Origin of the sequence: Sphingopyxis sp. FD7 (assembly GCF_003609835.1) — a bacterium.
Taxonomy (GTDB): Bacteria; Pseudomonadota; Alphaproteobacteria; order Sphingomonadales; family Sphingomonadaceae; genus Sphingopyxis.
On record NZ_AP017898.1, the window covers coordinates 79,516 to 99,197 of the forward strand.

Annotated in this window: 11 protein-coding genes; 6 read left to right on the forward strand and 5 right to left on the reverse strand. The window is 68.7% G+C overall.

The window, feature by feature from the left end; all coding sequences use genetic code 11:
• Positions 1-15 precede the first annotated feature (15 nt).
• The 6 genes from SPYCA_RS00385 (at position 16) to SPYCA_RS00410 (ending at position 13,479) form a co-directional block, all read left to right on the forward strand.
• A complete protein-coding gene (locus SPYCA_RS00385; protein ID WP_120218507.1) occupies positions 16-1,287 on the forward strand; it encodes an efflux RND transporter periplasmic adaptor subunit in 1,272 nt (423 codons plus the stop codon).
• Between the two features lie 157 nt (positions 1,288-1,444).
• The gene (locus SPYCA_RS00390) at positions 1,445-4,630 is read left to right on the forward strand and encodes an efflux RND transporter permease subunit (protein WP_120218508.1); all 3,186 of its coding nucleotides are present in this window, start codon (positions 1,445-1,447) and stop codon (positions 4,628-4,630) included.
• A 14-nt stretch (positions 4,631-4,644) separates the two neighbouring features.
• Complete coding sequence (locus SPYCA_RS00395) at positions 4,645-6,051, forward strand: efflux transporter outer membrane subunit (RefSeq protein WP_120222065.1); 1,407 nt, start codon at positions 4,645-4,647, stop codon at positions 6,049-6,051.
• Positions 6,052-6,258: 207 nt separating this feature from the next.
• Entirely contained in the window at positions 6,259-7,602 is a 1,344-nt protein-coding gene (locus SPYCA_RS00400) for a hypothetical protein (protein ID WP_120218509.1), read from the forward strand.
• Between the two features lie 164 nt (positions 7,603-7,766).
• Positions 7,767-12,482, forward strand: a complete 4,716-nt coding sequence (locus SPYCA_RS00405; protein WP_120218510.1) for an NAD-glutamate dehydrogenase — start codon at positions 7,767-7,769, stop codon at positions 12,480-12,482.
• 139 nt (positions 12,483-12,621) lie between these two features.
• Entirely contained in the window at positions 12,622-13,479 is an 858-nt protein-coding gene (locus SPYCA_RS00410; RefSeq protein ID WP_120222066.1) for an ATP-grasp domain-containing protein, read from the forward strand.
• On the opposite strand, the gene SPYCA_RS00415 is transcribed toward SPYCA_RS00410, so the two are convergent.
• The 5 genes from SPYCA_RS00415 to SPYCA_RS00435 all read right to left on the reverse strand — a co-directional run bounded on the left by SPYCA_RS00415 (position 13,464) and on the right by SPYCA_RS00435 (position 19,634).
• A complete protein-coding gene (locus tag SPYCA_RS00415; protein WP_172594942.1) occupies positions 13,464-13,718 on the reverse strand; it encodes a ribbon-helix-helix domain-containing protein in 255 nt (84 codons plus the stop codon). The genes SPYCA_RS00410 and SPYCA_RS00415 overlap by 16 nt on opposite strands.
• Positions 13,719-13,927: 209 nt before the next feature.
• The gene (gene phbB / locus SPYCA_RS00420; protein ID WP_120218512.1) at positions 13,928-14,650 is read right to left on the reverse strand and encodes an acetoacetyl-CoA reductase; all 723 of its coding nucleotides are present in this window, start codon (positions 14,648-14,650) and stop codon (positions 13,928-13,930) included.
• A gap of 95 nt (positions 14,651-14,745) precedes the next feature.
• Positions 14,746-16,257 carry a DUF1963 domain-containing protein gene (locus SPYCA_RS00425; RefSeq protein ID WP_146625073.1) on the reverse strand — a complete coding sequence of 504 codons (1,512 nt, stop codon included), beginning with the start codon at positions 16,255-16,257 and terminating at the stop codon, positions 14,746-14,748.
• 96 nt (positions 16,258-16,353) lie between these two features.
• Positions 16,354-17,349: a ferrochelatase gene (gene hemH, locus SPYCA_RS00430; protein WP_120218514.1), complete on the reverse strand. Its 996-nt coding sequence runs from the start codon at positions 17,347-17,349 to the stop codon at positions 16,354-16,356.
• Complete coding sequence (locus SPYCA_RS00435) at positions 17,346-19,634, reverse strand: xanthine dehydrogenase family protein molybdopterin-binding subunit (RefSeq protein ID WP_120218515.1); 2,289 nt, start codon at positions 19,632-19,634, stop codon at positions 17,346-17,348. Before SPYCA_RS00435 ends, hemH begins: the two co-directional genes overlap by 4 nt.
• Between the last annotated feature and the right edge of the window lie 48 nt (positions 19,635-19,682).

A 19,682-nucleotide genomic window follows, 5' to 3' on the forward strand; every position in this document is an offset into this window, starting at 1 on the left:
AGAAGAGGGCATAAGATGACCGTCCACACCCCGATCGAAAAGCTCGACCCCGCCGATGCGAAGGTCCGCCGCGAACTCAAGACGCTGCTCCGCCCCGCGCGCGGCCGCCGTGTGGCGTGGATCGGCGCGTTTCTGGTGCTGGTCGCCGGCGCCTGGTGGCTGCTGCGCGACGGCGCACCACAGGCGGCGGCAGCGCCCGCTCCGGTGCTGACCGTCGCCGCGCCGCTCGCGCGCGACGTGACCCTGTGGGACGAATATATCGGCCGTTTCGAGGCGTCGAAGGCGGTCGAGGTGCGTCCGCGCGTGTCGGGCGCGATCACGGCAATTCACTTTACCGATGGCCAGATCGTCCGGCAGGGCCAGCCGCTCTTCACCATCGACCCGCGCTCCTATCGCGCCGCGCTCGCCGAAGCGCGCGCCGCGGCGGCGAGCGCGCGCAGCGACCTGGCGCTCGCCCGGCTTGAACTCGACCGCGCGAGCCGCCTGGTCGATATCGAGGCGGTGTCGCAGAGCGAGATCGACCGGCTGCGCGCGCGGGTCAACGCCGCGACCGCGGCGCTCGCAGCAGCCGAGGCGCGCATCGCCCAGCGCGCGCTCGATGTCGAGTTCACCACCGTCCGTGCCCCCTTGAGCGGCCGCATTTCGGACCGCCAGATCGACGCGGGCAACCTCGTGTCGGCGGGCGATGCCGGCGGCACCTTGCTGACGACGATCAACGCGCTCGATCCGATCTATTTCACCTTCCAGGGGTCCGAGGCGCTGTTCCTCAAGACCAAGCGCGAGGGCGGCGACAAGGGCGCGGCGGTCGAAGTGCGCTTGCAGGACGAAAGCGATTATCGCTGGAGGGGCCGCCTCGACTTCACCGACAATGGCCTCGATCCGCGGTCGGGCACGATCCGCGCGCGCGCGAGCTTCGCCAATCGCGAGATGTTCCTGACCCCCGGCATGTTCGGCAACATGCGTCTGTCGACCGGCCGGACGACGCGCGCGCTGCTGGTCCCCGCCGCCGCGGTGCAGACCGACCAGGCGCGCAAGATCGTCTATGTCGTCGGCCAGGACGGCATGGTCGCGGCGAAGCCGGTCGAGATCGGCCCCGAGGTCGATGGTCTGCGCGTTATCCGGTCGGGGCTGGCGCCGACCGACCGCGTCGTCATCAACGGATATCAGTTCGCGCGCCCCGGCACCAAGGCCGAGACCAAGGCGGGCAAGATCGTCGCGGCGGCGCCCAAGCAGGCGGCGGCCGGGACGAACGAGCCGGTGTCGGCGCAGGCGACCTTTGCGCGGTGACCTTTCTCCCCTCCCGCTTGCGGGAGGGGTCGGGGGTGGGCCAGCTCCGTCTCAATGGCCCACCCCGCTGCGACTAGCGAGCAAAGCTCGCAAGTCTCGCTGCCCCTCCCGCAGGCGGGAGGGGTGACCGAAACAGTTTACAGACAGGGGCTCTCCCATGCGCCTATCCCGCTTCTTCATCGACCGGCCGATCTTTGCGGCGGTGATCGCCGTCATCATCACCATCGTCGGCGCGGTCGCCTATATCGGCCTGCCCGTCTCGCAGTATCCCGACATTGTCCCGCCGACGGTGACGGTGACCGCCACCTATCCGGGCGCGTCGGCCGAAACCGTCGCCGACACGGTGGCGGCGCCGATCGAGCAGGAAATCAACGGTGTCGATAACATGCTCTATATGAGCAGCCAGTCGACCGGCGACGGCGTCGTGACGATTACCGTGACCTTCAAGATCGGCACCGACCTCGATGCCGCGCAGGTATTGGTGCAAAACCGCGTCGCGATCGCGACCCCGCGCCTCCCCGAAACGGTGCAGCGACTGGGGGTGGTGACGCGCAAGACCTCGCCCGACTTCCTGATGGTCGTGAACCTCGTCTCCCCCGACAAGTCGCTCGATCGCGCCTATATTTCCAATTATGCGCTGACCCAGCTGCGCGATCGCCTCTCCCGCATCGACGGCGTCGGCGACGTGCGCCTGTTCGGCGCGCGCGACTATGCGATGCGCGTGTGGATCGACCCCGGCCGCGCCGCCGCGCTCGACCTGACCGCGGGCGAGATCGTCGCGGCGCTGCGGCGCGAAAATGTGCAGGTCGCCGCGGGGACGCTCGGTCAGCCTCCCTATGCGGGCGGCAGCGATTTCCAGCTCAACGTCGAAACGCAGGGGCGCCTCTCGGACCCCAAGGATTTCGCCAATATCGTCATCCGCAGCGATGCCGACGGGCGTCAGGTCCGCGTGTCCGACGTCGCGCGCGTCGAACTGGGCGCGTCGGATTACAACAGCAACACCTATCTGTCGGGTGATCCCACCGTCATCATGGCGGTGTTCCAGCGCCCCGGATCGAACGCGCTCGCCGCGGCGCAAGCGGTTGAGGCCGAAATGGCGGCGTCGTCGAAAGATTTTCCCAAAGGCCTCGAATATCGGGTCATCTATAACCCCACCGAGTTCATCGCCCAGTCGATCGACGCGGTGATGACGACCCTGCTCGAAGCCGTCGTGCTCGTCGTCATCGTCATCCTCGTCTTCCTGCAGAAATGGCGCGCGGCGATCATTCCGGTGCTGGCGATCCCCGTGTCGCTGATCGGCACCTTCGCGGTGCTCGCAGGCGTCGGCTACAGCCTCAACAATCTGTCGCTGTTCGGGCTCGTCCTCGCGATCGGCATCGTCGTCGACGACGCGATCGTCGTCGTCGAGAATGTCGAACGCAATCTGGAGAAGGGCATGAGCGCGCTCGAAGCCGCGCGCACGTCGATGGACGAGGTGTCGGCGGCGCTCGTCGCCATCGTGCTCGTGCTCTGCGCGGTGTTCGTGCCGACCCTGTTCCTCACCGGCCTGTCGGGCGCCTTTTACCAGCAGTTCGCGGTGACGATCTCGACCGCGACGATCATCTCGCTGATCCTTTCGCTCACTTTGTCGCCCGCGCTCGCGGCGATCCTGCTGCGCGGCCATTCGGCGCCGGTGCAGGAGGGCAGGGGGATGCGGATGCTGCGCCGCGCGGGCGATGCGTTCAATCGCGGCTTCGAGCGGATGAGCGACGGCTATGCGCGGCTCACCGCCCGGCTGGTGCGCGCGCCCAAGAAGATGATGGTCAGCTATGCGGGGCTGATCGCGGCGACCGCGGGGCTGTTCTGGGCGACGCCGACGGGCTTCATCCCGGCGCAGGACCAGGGCTATTTCCTCGTCGCTCTCAAGCTGCCCTCGGGCGCTTCGGTCGAGCGCACCGACGCGGTGCTGCAAAAGGTCGCGGCGCGCGTGCTGCCGGTCGAGGGCGTGCTGGGGTCGGTGATGCTCGCGGGCTTCGACGGGCCGTCGCAGACGCTCGCGCCCAATTCGGCCGCCGCCTATTTCCCGCTCAAATCCTTCGAGGAAAGGAAGAAGCTCGGCGTCAAGTTCGAGGACATCATGGCCGAAGCGCAGAAGCGCACCGCGGATATTACCGAAGCGCAGATCGTCGTGATCCCGCCGCCCCTCATTCAGGGGATCGGCTCGGCCGGCGGTTACCGGATGATCGTGCAGGATCGCGGCGGCCATGGCTATGCGGCGCTCGCGAACGAAACGAACGCGCTGATCGGCAAGGCGAACCAGACCCCCGGCCTCGCCCATGTCTTCACCTTTTTCGACCCCACCAATCCGCGCGTCTTTGCCGACGTCGACCGCGCGAAGGCGAATGCGCTGGGCGTTTCGCCCGAGCGGGTGTTCGAGGCATTGCAGGTCTATCTGGGATCGGCGTTCGTCAACGATTTCAACCTGCTCGGCCGCACCTATCGCGTCACCGCGCAGGCCGACGCGCCTTATCGCCAGAGCGTCGCCGACATCGCGAACCTGCGCACGCGGTCGGACAGCGGCGCGATGGTGCCGATCGGGTCGGTCGCCAATTTCGAGGACCGCACGGGGCCGTATCGCGTCACGCGCTACAATCTGTTCCCCGCGGTCGAGATCGACGGCGACACCGCGCCCGGATCGTCGTCGGGCGCGTCGCTGACGACGATGGAAAAGATCGCGTCGGAAACGCTGCCCGCGGGTTATGGCACCGAATGGACGGGCATCGCCTTTCAGCAGAAGGCGGCCGCGAACACCGCGGGGATCGTCTTCGCGCTCGCGGTGCTGTTCGTCTTCCTCGTGCTCGCGGCGCAGTATGAGAGCCTGGTGCTGCCGCTCGCGATCATCCTGATCGTGCCGATGTGCCTGCTCGCGGCGATGATCGGCGTGAACCTGCGCGGCATGGACAATAATGTGCTGACGCAGATCGGGCTGGTCGTGCTGATCGCGCTCGCCGCGAAGAATGCGATCCTGATCGTGGAGTTCGCGAAGCAGGCCGAGGAACAGGACGGGCTGTCGCCGATCGACGCCGCGGTGCGCGCCGCGCGCGACCGCCTGCGCCCGATCCTGATGACGAGCTTTGCCTTCATCCTCGGCGCGGTGCCGCTGCTGATCGCGAGCGGGGCGGGGGCGGAGCTGCGCCAGGCGCTCGGCACTGCGGTGTTCTTCGGGATGCTGGGGGTGACGGCGTTCGGCCTCATCTTCACGCCGACCTTCTATGTCGTCTGCCGCGCGCTCGGCGACTGGTTCGCTGCGCGGAAACGCGGGTCGGGCGTGCGCGGCTCGGCGCTGCCCGTGCCGGCGGAATAAGGAGAAAGATCATGATGCTCCGCAATCTTGTCACCGCCGCGTCGGCGCTCGCGCTCGCCGCCTGCGCCGTCGGCCCCGATTACAAGGCGCCGCAGTCGGCGTCGGCGCCCTCCGCCACGGGGCCGTTCGTCGCGGCGAACAGCCCCGCGATGTCGCTCGATCCGGTCGCCGCCGACTGGTGGCGCCTCTATGACGATCCCGTGCTCGACGGGCTCGTCGTCGATGCGCTCGCCAGCAACACCGACGTCCGCGTCGCGGTCGCCAGTATCGCCCGCGCGCGCGCGGCGCTGCGCGGGGCGCGCGCCGACCGGCTGCCGCAGGGGCAAATCGGCGCGGGCGCCAATTACGGCCGCAGCCCCGAAGGCCAGCGCCTGCCCGGCGCGCCCCAAGAGGATTGGGCGGTCGATGTCGGCATCAACGTCGCTTACGAGGTCGACCTGTTCGGCCGCGTCGGCCGTTCGGTCGAGGCGGCGCGCGGCGATGTCGCGGCGGCCGAGGCCGACGCCGAGGCGGTGCGCGTAATCGTCGCCGCCGACACGACTCAAGCTTACGCAGACGCCGCCTCCAGCGCGGCGCGGCTCGCCGTCGCGCGGCGGATTGTCGAGTTGCTGGACCAGCAGGTGAAGCTCACCGAGCGCCGCAAGGAGGTCGGGATGGCGACCGGGCTCGATCTGGCGCGCATCACGACGCTGCGCGACCAGCGCGCGGCGGACATTCCGGCTATCGAGGCCGAGCGGCAGGCGGCGTTGTTCCGCCTCGCGACTCTGACCGGTCGCGTTCCCGCTGCGCTCCCTCCCATCGCGGCGGACCGCAACATCAGCCTCGAGATCACCGATCCCATCCCGGTCGGTGATGGGGCGGCGCTGCTCAAGCGTCGTCCCGATATTCGCGCCGCCGAGCGCCGCCTCGCCGCCGACACCGCGCGCATCGGCGTTGCGACCGCGGACCTGTATCCGCGCGTCACGCTCGGCGGATCGGCCGGGTCCACCGGCACGGGCTTTGGCGATATTTTCGGCGGCGGGCCGCTGCGCTGGCTGCTCGGGCCGCTGCTCAGCTGGGCCTTCCCCAACCAGGAACCCGCGCGCGCCCGCATTGCCGCCGCCGAAGCCGATGCGCAGGCGTCGCTCGCAGCATTTGACGGCACGGTGTTGCGCGCGCTGGAGGAGACCGAGACGGCGCTGTCCTCCTATGCGCGTTCGCTCGAACAACGCCAGTCGCTGCGCGCGGCGCGCGACCAGGCCGAACGCGCCGCGCGGATCGTGCGCGCCAAGCGGGTAGAGGGTGCATCGGACTCGCTCGAATGGCTCGACGCCGAGCGGACCTTTGCCGAGACCGAGGCCGTGCTCGCGGCGCAGGACGCGCAGATTTCGCGGCGGCAGATCGCGCTGTTCCGCGCGCTCGCGGGTGGCTGGTCGAGTTAGAGCTGGGCTCGCTTGAATCGTCATCCCGGCGAAGGCCGAGATCTCGCCCTCGCATTCTGACGCACCGGCGAGATCCCGGCCTTCGCCGGGATGAACGAGGCAGAGAGAAGGAGGTGCTGCGCCCCACCGCCATCCCACCATCGTTTACGCCGCTTTTACCAGTCCCGGTGCATAGGATTCACCGATATTTGTGGCTGGGGATAAATGATGGACAGCATGCGCGGACTGCTTTCGGGCAGCCACGGCCAGGATGACGAGGCGGTCGAGGCGCCCGCGGCTGTCGGCGTCGACGAACGGCGGATGCAGGTGCGCGCCTATAATTACTGGGCCTCGCTGCTTGCCGACCGCGCCTATCCGTCGGTCGAGGATCTCGACCTTGAAAACGCCGATTTCGGTCCGCATGCGGTGCTGCTCGATTTCACCCAGGGCATCGACAATCCCGGTATCGCCTTCCTGGGCGAGCGGCTGCGCGACGAGTCGCAGATCGACGAGAATGTCCATTATATCAGCCAGATACCGGGCCGCTCGCTGCTGTCGCGGCTGACCGACCATTATCTGCAGATCATCGCCAACCGCGCGCCCATCGGCTTCGAGGCCGAGTTCGAGAGCGATCGCGGCGTGACGATCATGTATCGCGGCATATTGCTGCCCCTGTCGTCCGACGACGATACGATCGATTTCATCATGGGCGTGATCAACTGGAAGGAAGCGGCTCCCGCCGAACAGGAAGCGGAGTTGCAGCTGTCGGTCGAACAGGCGCTGCGTAGCGCCGCGCCGCTGACCGCGCCGGTGCCGGTGTGGGCCGATGGCCCCGACTCGCTGCACTTCGACGAGGATTTCGGCGCCGATGCCGCGCCGGGGTTTGCCGTGCTGGGCGACGGCGCCGACCTGTTCGGCGACGCCGACCGCACCGACGACGCCGTCGATGAGTCCGCCGATCCCGGTCCAGAAGCCGAACTGGCCGACTGGCTGGCGCTGGCGCGCGAGACCGCCGAGCGGGCGATCGCCGCCGACAGTCGCAGCCGCAGTGCATTGTATCGGGCGGTCGGCCAGGCATGGGACTTCGCGCTCGCGGCCGAAGAACGGCCCGAGGCTTTTGCCGCGCTGCTCGACGATGCGGGACTGAAGCCACAGGCGCGCGCGCCGATGACGCCGGTGGTCAAGCTGGTCTTTGGCGCCGCCTATGACAAGACACGGCTGGCCGAATATGCCTGCGCATTGGCCCATGCGAAGGACGAGGGTATCGCGCGCGGCGAACTTGCCGCCTATCTCGACCGTTATCCCGGCGGGCTGAAAGGGCTGGTCAAGGACGCGCGCGCGCGGCGCAGGCCGGTCAAGGCGAAAGTTTCGGTCGACGCGCGGCTTGAAACCTTGCGCAGCGCGCAGCCCGCCGTGATTCTGGAACATGATGCGGGCGACGCCGAATTCGTCGTGCTCATCGCGCGCGCGATGCCGGGCGGTCATGTCGGCATCGTCGCCAAGGCGGCCGACGACCCGGCATTGGTGGCGAAGCTTGCCGGGAAGGCGATCGCGATCACCGCTGGCGGCTGACCGGCCTCGCGCAACAGACAACCCGAAAGTTGAAATATTTTTACGTGAGCGCGCGAACGAGGCCTTGAGCCGCGCGCGCCACAGGCGCATAGGGGGCGGCAGCGAACGGACCCCCGCCGATCGTCGGCTGGGTTCCCCCTTTTTGGTTCGGGATGCTGCACCTTATGCCCAAGACTCTGTCCGACACGCCGGAAACGGACACGCCGACCACCCCCGTCAAAATCCCCGCGAAAATCGCCGCCGCCTATCTGGGCGCGCTCGAAGGCAGCGCGCTCCCCGGCGAGGGCGACGACATGAACCGCGCGGCGCTCGCCGAGGCGAGCCAGTTCGCCGCGCGCGCGGCGCTCGATCGCGCCGCCGGGACGCCGTCGCTGCTGCTCGAGCCGATCGCCGCCGACGGCCCCGACCGCCGGATGCGGCTTGCCATCATCAACGACGACATGCCTTTTCTTGTCGATTCGACGTCGCAGGTCGTCGCGGCGCAGGGGCTGGTCGTCCATCGCATCCTTCACCCCGTCATCGCGGTGAAGCGCGATGCGAAGGGTCATTTGCAGGAAGCCGGAGCGGGCGACATACGCGAGTCGGTCATCTATATCGAGCTGGAGCGCGGCGACGCGCGCGCGCGGCGGCGTCTGCTCGACGCGATCGAGGCGGCGCTGCGCGACGTGCGCGCGGCGGTGCGCGACTGGCGCGCGATGCGCGCCGCGATGCTGGCCGACGCCGCGATGCGGCTCGAAGGCGAGGGCGCCGAACTGCTGCGTTGGTTCGAGAGCGGATTCATGACGCAGCTCGGCCACGAATGGCGCACCCGCGACGGCCGGATGCACGAACCGCTGGGGATCAGCGAGAGCGCCGACAGCGAGCTGCTGTCGCCCGCGGCGCTCGACGCCGCCTTCGCCTGGTTCGATGCCCAGCTGCATTCGGGCGGCGCGCCCGCGCCGCTGCTGATCAAGTCGAACCGCCTTTCGGCCGTGCATCGCCGCGTTCTGCTCGACCTCATCATCGTCCCCGAAATCAAGGGCCAGACCGTGGAGCGGCTGTCGATCCATGCGGGGCTGTGGACAAGCCAGGCGCTGTCGACGCCGCCCGCGAAGGTGCCGGTGCTGCGCGCGCAGCTCGACGCGCTGATGACGAAATTCGGTTTCGATCCCGCGGGCCATGCGGGCAAGGCGCTCGCGCACGCGCTGACTGCGCTGCCGCACGACCTGCTCATCGCTTTCGATGCGGCGTCGCTCGAAGAGCTTGTGCTCACGTCGATGTCGATCACCGACCGCCCGCGGCCGAAGCTGGTGACGGTGCGCAGCGCGCTCGGCCGCCATCTCTTCGCCTTCGTCTGGTTGCCGCGCGACGAGGTTTCGACCGGCCGCCGCATCGCGGTCGAGGCGATGCTGGTGCGCGAAGCGAAGGCGGGCGTGATCGGCTGGACGATGGTGCTCGAGGATGGCGGTGCGGCGCTGCTGCGCTACACGCTCGACCTGCGCAGCGGCGGCGTCGTTCCCGATACCGACGCGCTCAACGCGCAGCTCGAACAAATGGTCCGCGGCTGGCAGCCCGAGGTCGAGGCGGCGCTCGCGCGGCGCGGCGATCCGGGGCGTGCCGCGGCGCTCGCGGCACGCTTTGCGCCTGCCTTCCCGCCCAATTATCGCAATCTCTACAATCCCGAAGAGGCGGCGCGCGACATCGCGCGGCTGCGCGATCTCGATGCCGCGAACCCGCGCAGCGTCCGGCTGGCGAAAAAGAGCCTCGACGGCGACGATCGGCTGCGGCTCAAAGTCTATAGCGCGGTCGGCCCGCTGGCGCTGTCCGACGTCGTGCCGGCGCTCGAACATTTCGGATTCGAGGTGCTCGAGGAAATCCCGACCGCGCTCGGCGCGACGCGCGCGCCGGGCGGCGAGGACGACGACCGGCCGATCGTGATTCACGATTTCACGCTGCGCCTGCCCGCCAATGTCGAGGAAAAGGCGTTGCTTCCCTTCGCGGCGACGATCGAAGGCGCGATCGCCGCGGTGCTGGACGGCCGCGCCGAAAATGATGCGTTCAACCAGCTGGTGCTCACCAACCAGACCGATCCGGGGGCGATCGTCTGGCTGCGCGCCTGGTTCCGTTACCTGCGGCAGGGCGGGTCGGCCTATGGCATGGACACGGTGGTCAGCGCGCTGCGCCACGCCCCGCAACTGACCGCGGCGCTGATCGACCGCTTCCGCGCGCTCCACGATCCCAAGGCGCACGACGCCGCGCGCGCCGCGGCGCTCGATGCCGAGATTCAGGCGGGCTTCGCGGGCATCAAGTCGATCGACGAGGATCGCATCCTCCGACTCTTCCATGCGGTGATCGGCGCGACGCTGCGCACCAACGCCTTTGCCCCCGCCGCCGAAGAGGCGCTGGCGTTCAAGATCGACAGCGCGCAGATCCCCGGCCTTCCCAAGCCGCTGCCGTGGCGCGAGGTCTGGGTCTATTCGCCGCGCGTCGAGGGCGTTCACCTGCGCGCCGGCCCGGTCGCGCGCGGTGGTCTCCGCTGGTCCGACCGCCGCGACGACTTCCGCACCGAAATCCTGGGGCTGATGAAGGCGCAGCGCGTCAAGAACGCCGTCATCGTGCCGACCGGCGCCAAGGGCGGTTTCTATCCCAAGGCGCTGCCCGACGTGTCGCTCGACCGCGATGCCTGGTTCGCCGAAGGCACCGAATGCTATCGCATCTTCATTCGCTCCTTGCTGTCGATCACCGATAATCTGGTCGCGGGCAAGGTCGTGCACCCCAAACATGTCGTGACCCGCGACGGCGACGACCCCTATTTCGTCGTTGCCGCCGACAAGGGCACGGCGACCTTCTCCGACGTCGCCAACGGCCTCGCGATGGAGCGCGACTTCTGGCTCGGCGATGCCTTCGCGAGCGGCGGATCGAAGGGCTATGACCACAAGGCGATGGGCATCACCGCCAAGGGCGCGTGGATTTCGGTGCAGCGCCACTTCGCCGAAATGGGCATCGATGTGCAGAGCGATTGCGTTCGCGTCGTCGGCTGTGGCGACATGTCGGGCGACGTGTTCGGCAATGGCATGCTGCTCAGCAAGGCGATCAAGCTTTGCGCCGCCTTCGACCATCGCCACATCTTCCTCGACCCCGATCCCGATCCGGCGAAAAGCTGGAAGGAACGCGAGCGGATGTTTGGCCTGCCGCGATCGAGCTGGGACGATTATGACAAGAGACTGATCTCGAAGGGCGGCGGCGTCTTTCCGCGCAGCCAGAAGAGCATTCCCCTCAGCCCCGAAGTGCAGGCATTGCTCGGCCTGTCGGCGAGCGAAATCGACCCAAGTTCGCTGATCTCGGCGATCCTGAAGGCGCCGGTCGACCTCTTGTGGTTCGGCGGCATCGGCACCTATGTGAAGGCGGCGAGCCAGAATAATGCCGAGGTCGGCGATCCCGCGAACGACGCGCTGCGCGTCGATGCCGAGGATCTGCGCGTGAAGGCCGTGGGCGAAGGCGCGAATCTCGGCGTCACGCAGGCGGCGCGCATCGCCTTTTCGGCGAAGGGCGGGCGGATCAACACCGACTTCATCGACAATAGCGCGGGCGTCGATTGTTCGGATAATGAGGTCAATATCAAGATCGCGCTCAATCGCGAGATGGCGGAAGGGCGGCTGTCGCAGGACGACCGCGACGCGCTGCTCCTGCGCATGACCGACGATGTGTCGGCGCTCGTTCTCGAAGATAATCGCCTCCAGGCGCTCGCGCTGTCGATCGCCGAAAAGGGCGGATCGGCGGCGGTGCCGTCGCTGGTGCGGATCATGGAGACGTTCGAGGCATCGGGGCGGCTCGACCGCAAGGTCGAAGGGCTCGCCGCGAACGACGAACTGCTGCGCCGCGCCGCCGAAGGGCGCGGGCTGACGCGCCCCGAACTCGCCGTGCTGCTGTCGACGGCCAAGCTGGCCTTGCAGGATGCGATCGAGGCGAGCGATCTGCCCGACGATCCCGCGCTGGCGAGCGACCTTGCCGCGGCCTTCCCCCAGGAGATGCAGCGCGATTTCGCGGGCGCGATCGCCGATCATCAGCTCCGCCGCGAAATCATCGCGACCAAGGTGGCGAACCGCATCGTCAACCGCATGGGCATCGTCCACCCGTTCGAACTGGTCGAAGAGGAAGGCTGCGCGCTCGGCGACGTTGCGGCAGCGTTCGTCGCGGTCGAACGGCTGCTGGGAATGCCCGCGATCTGGAGCGAGCTTGACGCGGCAAAGATCGACGAGGGCATCCGCCTGTCGCTCTTTTCGCAGGCGGCGGCGGCGATGGCGTCGCAAATGGCCGACCTGCTGCGCGTGACGCAGTCGCTGTCGCGCCCCGGCCCGGTCGTCGCGCGGCTTGAACCGGGGGTGGACCGTCTCAACGCCAGCGTCGACGGGCTGCTCAGCCCGTCGGTGCGGCGCCAGTGGGAGATGCTGACGCAGCAGCTGCTCGACGCCGGCGCGCCCGAGGCGCTGACGTCGGCGGTCGTGCGGTTGTTCAAGACCGACGGCGCGATCGGCATCGTCGACCTGGCCGAACGGCGCGGCGACGACGAGGTCGCGGTGACGCACGCCTTCACCCACCTGGGCGAAGCGCTGGGGCTCGACTGGGCGCAGACGCTGGCGGCGCATATGAGCCCCGCCGACCCGTGGGAACGGCTGCTGGTCAACAGCCTGGCGCGCGATTTTCAGCAGATGCGGCTGGGCTTCCTCGGCGGGCTGCCCAAGGGCGACCTCGACGCGGCGGTGACCAAATGGCTGGCCGACCATGCGCCGCGCGTCGAACAGTTCCGCGCGACGGTCGACCGCGCGCGGATGATTCCCAACCCCAATGGCGCGATGCTGTCGCATATCGCGGGGCAGGCGCGGGGGCTTCTGGCGCGGTAGGATTTCGTCATTGCGAGCGACGCGAAGCAATCTCCAGCCGACGGCCTTTCACGACCGATAGCTGGAGATTGCCGCGTCGCCCCGGATCAAGTCCGGGGCTCCTCGCAATGACGTTTTTTTTAGAAGGCGACCCTTGTTCATGCCCTATCAGCCCCGCGTTGCCATCCTTGTCCCGGCGCCCGACTATGCGGAGAAATGGCAGCCCGCCTTTGCGCGCAAGGCGGCGGCGCTGACCGCCGCGGGTCTTACCGTCGAGCAGCGCGTGTGGACCGATCCGGGCGATCTGGCGGGGCATGAACTGATCCTGCCGCTCTTCGCCTGGGGTTATCAGCGCGACGTCGCGCGCTGGTATGGCCTGCTCGACCGTCTCGCGGCCGAGGGAGTGCCGGTGGTCAATCCGGTGCCGGTGCTGCGCTGGAACAGCGACAAGGCCTATCTCGCCGACCTGGCGGCAAAGGGCGTCGCGGTGGTGCCGACGGTCGAGGCAGCGGCGCTCGATGCCGCGGCGCTGGCCGATGCGCGCAACGCGCTCGGCGTCGATGAGGTCGTGATAAAGCCCGCGATTTCGGGCGGCGCCGATGGCACGCACCGGATCGCGCCGGGCGCGCCGATTCCCGCCGATGCGCTGGGCCAGCGCCGCCTCGTCCAGCCCTTGATGCCTGGGATCCTGACCGAAGGCGAATTTTCGCTCTTCTTCTTCGGCGGCCGTTTCAGCCATGCGATCGTCAAGCGCCCCGCGGCGGGCGACTTTCGCGTGCAGGAACAGTTTGGCGGGCGCGAGACGGCGTGGGAGGCCAATGACGCGGCGCGCACGCTCGCCGCGATGGCGCTGGCCGCCGTTCCGGTGCCGCCCGTCTACGCGCGCGTCGATATGGTCGGCGACGCGGCGGGGCGCCTGCATGTAATGGAGCTTGAACTGATCGAGCCGTCGCTGTTCCTTCATCACGCGCCCGACAAGGGCGCGGCGTTCGCGCAGGCGGTTTACGCTGCGCTCTGATCGGCGCGGCGATGCCACAGCCATTGCCGGATCGCCGAGGTCAGGTTCGGCGGATCGCCCGCTTCCATGCGTTCGACGTCGATGCGCGCGACGAGTGCGTTGACGGGCAGCGCCTGCCGCGCGGCTTCGGCTTCGAGCGCGGCCCAGAAGACGGGTTCGAGGCTGATCGAGGTGGGGTGGCCGGCGATGGTCACCGAGCGTTTGACGGGCGGGTGGTAGGAGGCGGCTTCATCGGCCATTTGAATATCCGTTCGCATCGAGCGAAGTCGAGATGCCGACGAAGTCGGCGCCGAGGGTGGGAGCGACGGCAAAGCCGCCGCTTGCCGTCAGACGGGTTCGGCGATCTTTCGGATCGCCGCCCCGCTGGCCGTGCCGGGCCGTGGCTGCGCCACCGGTTGCCAGCTCGTCGTTCGCTGACGCGAACGCCTTCGCTAGCGCCCTCGGCCCGTCAGTACATATGCTGCCCACCATTGATCGACATCGTCGACCCGGTGATGAACCCCGCATCCTCGCTGCACAGGAAAGCGACGCCGCGTGCAATTTCATGCGCCTGGCCCAAACGCCCGACGGGAATCTTCGCGACGATCTTTTCGAGCACCTGCGGCGGAACCGCGGCGACCATATCGGTGTCGATATAGCCCGGCGCGATCGCATTCACCGTCACGCCCTTCTTGGCGCCTTCCTGCGCCAGCGCCTTGGTGAAGCCGTGAATGCCCGATTTGGCGGCGGCATAATTGACCTGGCCATACTGGCCCGCCTGCCCGTTGATCGAGCCGATGTTGACGATGCGCCCCCAGCCACGCTCGACCATGCCAGGGAAACAGGCTTTCGCCATGTTGAAGCAACCGCCGAGGTTGATGCGCATCACATCGTGCCAGTCATCATAGCTCATCCGCGCGAGGGTGCCGTCGCGGGTGATGCCGGCGTTGTTGACGACGATGTCGATCGGGCCGACCTCGGCCGCGACCCGCGCGCAGCCGTCGAGGCATGCCTGATGGTCGCCGACGTCCCATTTATAGGTCCTGATTCCGGTGCGTTCGGTAAAGGCGCGCGCCTTTTCGTCATTGCCGGCATAGTTGGCGACGACGGTCACGCCCTGTTCCTGAAGCTTCAGCGAAATGGCTTCGCCGATCCCGCGGCTGCCGCCGGTGACGATTGCTATGCGTGCCATCGATCATCTCTCCCACAGATTTGAATCGATGATTAGGGCGCGGCGACGCGGCCTGCAAGTTGACCGGAACGTCAATCGCAAAGCTATTCAGCGAACTAGGATACTGACCCTAGCTGCGCCCGCGCTTTCGCAAAGTCGCCGATCGCCAGGTCGGCCTTGTCGATGGTCACGAGCAGCGCCTGACCGTCGCCGAAACGGCGGCTCATTAAGCCGCTTGTTGGCAGCGCGAGCAGGATGGGTTCGCCGTCGCGCTCGCCGCCCACGCTTGCCATTTCGCGCGCGGCGAGGCGCTGCCAGAGCGGCTCGAAATAGGCGCGGGCCGGGGCCGACAGATTGGCGGGATCGGCGCACCAGGCATGTTTCGCGCGGTCGAAGAGCATCGTCCGATAATCGCCTACCCAAAGGTCGGCGTCGGCGCGGTGCGTCGTCAGCGGCAGCGTCTCCAGCTCGAAGGTTTCGCTGCCATCGGCGGCCGTCTTGCGTGCGATCACCGCCCACGGGATCGCGTGGAGCGCCGCCATCACCGCGGTGGCATCGCCGGGCGAAAAGGGATCGCGCACCGCGCTGTCGTGGATGATGCCGACGATCTCGGCCGCGCGTCCGCGCGCCTCCCGGTTGATTGCGACGCAGCGCGCGATCACGTCGGCCGAAGCGGCATCGCAGTCGGCCGCGGGCTCGGTCAAAAGCCGACCCAGCCGCGATTCGAGAATCGCCGCCATCGCGGTCAGGCTGCCCCAGTCGAAGGGATGGAAAGCGGGATCGGCGATGTCGTAGCCTTGGGTGTCGAGGTCGTCCGCCATGTCGCTCGCGAGCGGGTCGCCGACGCCCGCTTCGACCAGATCGACCGGCCATTGCGGAAAGGCGCGCACGGCAAAAGAAGCAAGGTCGCCCCCGGCAAGGTCGCCATAGGGGCCGAACCACCCCTCGCCAAGGTTGAGCGCATAGGGCGGCGCGAGCGGCGCTCCGGGCTCGCCGACATGGAGCACGCGCACCTCGGGCCGGTGGCGATGGATGAAGAAGGCGAGCGCGCCATGGCGCGGCCCCAGTCCGCCCCACAGGTCGCGCGGCAGGTCGGCGCAGCCGATCTGGGCGAGGAAATCGGCGGGCTGATCGTCGATCAGCGGCCAGGCCATGCCCGTCGCCAGCCGCGGGCGCCCGCCGAGCCAGCTGCGCGTCGAAATGGCGTCGCGCGGCGGAATCTGCGGGACGAGGCGCAGCGTCACCGCCGCGGCGCCTGCATCGACGAGTGCCTCGGCCGCAATCTTTTCGGCCTCCGCCCTTCTCGTTTGCGATGCGGCTTCGGGCGCGGTCGCGTCGGCGATCGCCTCGACGGGCGTTTCGGTTTCAAAGCTTCCGTCGGGCATCAGGTCGCGCGGCGGCTCGAGCGGCGCCTTGCCGCTGACCCGTGCGAGGCGTGCCGGCGCGATTTCGACGTCGGCGACTTCGGGCGTCTTGCGCGGCAGTTTGGGCCGACGGGTTTCGCGCGGCGCTCGCGGGGCGGGCGGCGATGTGACGGGGCGGCGCGCGCGCCAGATCGCAAGGGCGAGCGCAATGCAGAGCAGCATCGCGCCTGCGAACATCAGGGCGGCCAGCTCGACCTCGTTCATCGCATCACTCCACAGACGGGCGCCGCCGCGCCGGATCGGCGCCACGATGGAGCATTTTAACCGGTTGCCCTAAACAGTTGGTAAGCAGCCGGAGCGTCAGATCCAGCCCGCCAGCTCGCGGCGCACGAGCGCTTCGATCATCGTCATGCCGGGCGCGTCGGCGTTGAGGCAGGGGAGGTAGGCGAATTGCCGCCCGCCCGCCGCCATGAACTGTTCCCTGCCGCGGATCGCCAGTTCTTCGAGCGTTTCGAGGCAATCGGCGGCAAAGCCGGGCGCGAAGATGGCGACGCTCTTTCCTGCCTTTGCCAAGGCTTCGAGCTGCACGTCGGTCGCGGGCTCGAGCCATTTGGCGCGGCCGAAGCGCGACTGGAACGCGACCCCGACCGGGCGACCGAGCGCCTCCGAGAGCAGCCGCGCGGTCTTTTGGCACTGGCAATGATAGGGATCGCCGAGACGCAGCGTGCGTTCGGGCATTCCGTGAAAGCTGGCGAGCAGCATGTCGGGCGCGAAATCGAGCGCGGCGAGTCCCGCCTCGACCGAGGTTTTGAGCGCGCCGAGATAGGCTGGATCGTCGGCATAGGGCGGCAGGAACCGCAGCGTCGGCTGCCAGCGCAGCGTCTTCAGATGGTCGGCGGCGGCATCGACGACGGTCGCGGTCGTCGCGGCGCAATAATGCGGATAGAGGGGGGCGATCAGGATGCGGCGACACCCTGCGTCGGTCAGCGCGTCGATCGCGCGGCCGATGGCCGGTTCGCCGTAACGCATCGCATAGGCGACCTCGACGCCGTCGCCGAGCGCGGCTTGCAGCGCCGCCGTCTGCGCGCGGGTGATGGCGGCGAGCGGCGAGCCGTCCTCGGTCCATATCTGCGCATAGGCATGAGCCGATTTTTTCGGCCGCGTTGTCAGGATGATGCCGCGCAGGATCGGCTGCCACAGGATCGGCGGGATTTCGACGACGCGCCGGTCGGACAGGAATTGCCCCAGATAGCGGCGCACCGACGGTGGATCGGGCGCGTCGGGGGTGCCGAGGTTGACGAGCAGGACGCCGACGCGCGGGGCGACGACGGGCGGATGATCGGGGGGCAGGGTCATAATGGTTGCGCCGAAAGGGGGATGCGGCGGATGCGGCGGCCGGTCGCGGCGAACATCGCATTGGCGATCGCGGGGGCGACGACGGGCACGGCGATTTCGCCGAGGCCGCCGGGTTCGCGGTCGCTGTCGACGAACTCGACGAGGATTTCGGGCGTCTGCGACAGGCGCGGCAGGCCGAGCTGGCCAAGCTTGCGCGCGGTCGCGAGGCCGCCCGCATAATCGGTCGTCGCGCCGACCGCGGCGGCGAGGCCGAAGATCAGCCCGCCCTCGATCTGTTGCCGCGCGATCGCCGGATTGACGAGGCGCCCCGCATCGACGACCGCGACCAGTTGTTCGACCTGAAGCCCCCGGTCGCTTTGCCGCGCGGTCGCCATCAGCGCGATGTGGCTGCCGCGCATCGTGTGGCAGGCAAGGCCCTGCGCGCTGCCGGGCAAGCCGCCTTCCCAGCCGCCAAGGCTGGTCGCGGTGAGCAGGCAGCGCGCGAGCAGCGGCGCGTCGCCGAGCATCGCCATGCGATAGGATAGCGGGTCGGACCCCGCGCGCGCCGCCAGTTCGTCGACGAAGCATTCGGTGAAAAAGGCGGTATAGCTGTCGGCATTGCCGCGCCAGCGGCCCGTGGGCAGGCCGATGTCCGCGGGGCAATGATCGACCGCGTGGTGCGGAATGGCGTAGCGCGTCGCCGCGCCCTCGACCGCGGCGGCGTCGGCGCGGCCGACGGCGGCGCGCTGCGCGACGTCGGCGGGCAGATTGTCGAACAGCCGCGCGCGCACCTCATGGTTGGTCGAAGGGACGGCGATACGCGTGACGAGCGCGTCGATCCCGCCCGCGGCGTTGAGCGTCGCGGTCAGCCTGGCGCGCGCCGGCGCGCGGGGCGGCAGGCGCATGATCTCTTCGGCGCGCGACCAGGCGAGCTGGACCGGGCGTTTGATTTGAAGCGCGATGATCGCCGCCTGCACCGCGACGCTGTGATCGAGGCAGGCGTCGAACGAGCCGCCCGCCATCATCGGGAAGAGGGTGACGTCGGCGACAGGCAAGCCGGTGGCGCGCGCGACCGCGTCGCGACACTGCGTCGGCGCCTGCGTCGCGACCCACAGCCGCAGCCCGCCACCGTCGGGCGCGGCGGTCGCGCTGCGCGTTTCGACGGGGGCGTGGAGCGCGGGGGCAGCGGCATATTCGGCGGCAATGCGCGTGCGTCCCTCCATCGCTTCGGCGACGTCGCCCTCGCGGTGGATGCGATAGCCATCGGCCTTCAGCGCGGCCTTCAGCGCCTTGTCGATGCGATCGGTCGAAATCGGCGTACCCTGGGTCTCGAACACCGGCGCGAAACGGTCGAGCGCGCGATTTGCCGCCCACCAGTTGCGCGCCACCGCCGCGACCCAGCGGTCGTGCGTCACGACATGGAGCAGGCCGGGTGCGGCGAACCCCGCGTCGCGGTCGATACTCTTCAGCCGCGTCGCGCCGAGCGGGCCCTGGCGGATCGCGGCGAAGACCATGTCGGGCAGGCGGATGTCGGCGGCATAATTTGCCGAACCGTCGACCTTTGCGGGCAGGTCGAGCCGCGTCAGTTCCTTGCCATAGAGCGGATCGGCGGCCGACGCGCGGTAGACGGGCTGCGCGGGCGGTTCGAGCGTTGCTGCGGCGGCGGCGACCTCGGCAAAGCGCAGTCGCTTCTGGCCATGGAGGACGAAGCCGTCCTGCGTGTCGCACTCCTGCCAGTCGGCGTCCCAGCGATCGGCCGCGGCCATCATCAGCAGCGCGCGCGCCTGCGCCGCGGCGGCGCGGCACGGTTCCTCGAACATCCGCACCGATGACGAATTGGCGGTCAGCATCACTGCATTACGCACCGCCCATTCGCGGCGCACCCAGCGGCGCACGTCGGCGACGAAATCGGGCACGCCCGCGCGCGGGGTAAAGACCGCGCTATCTTCGTCGACCAGCAGCGTGTTGGCGTAAAGCGGGCTGATCGGCGCGCTTTCGACCGCGATCGTGCGCCAGTCAGCGCCGAGTTCGTCGGCCATGATCTGCGGCAGCAGGGTCGTGACGCCCTGGCCCATTTCGCATTGCGGGACGATCGCGCTGATATGCCCGTCGTCGCCGATTTTCAGAAAGGCGTTGAAGACATGTTCGCCGGGCGCGGCGGTCAGGTTCGGCGGGTAGTCGCGCGGCCACAGGCCCCACGCGATCGCGAGGCCGCCCGCGGCGGTCGCGCCGACGAGCATCTGGCGGCGGCTGACCTGCGGCAGCCGCGATTTGCGCTTTCCAACCGTGTCGCGAATGCCCGCCATCGCCGACGCTGATAAGCGGGGCGATGCGGCGAGGCAAAGGCTTTTGGC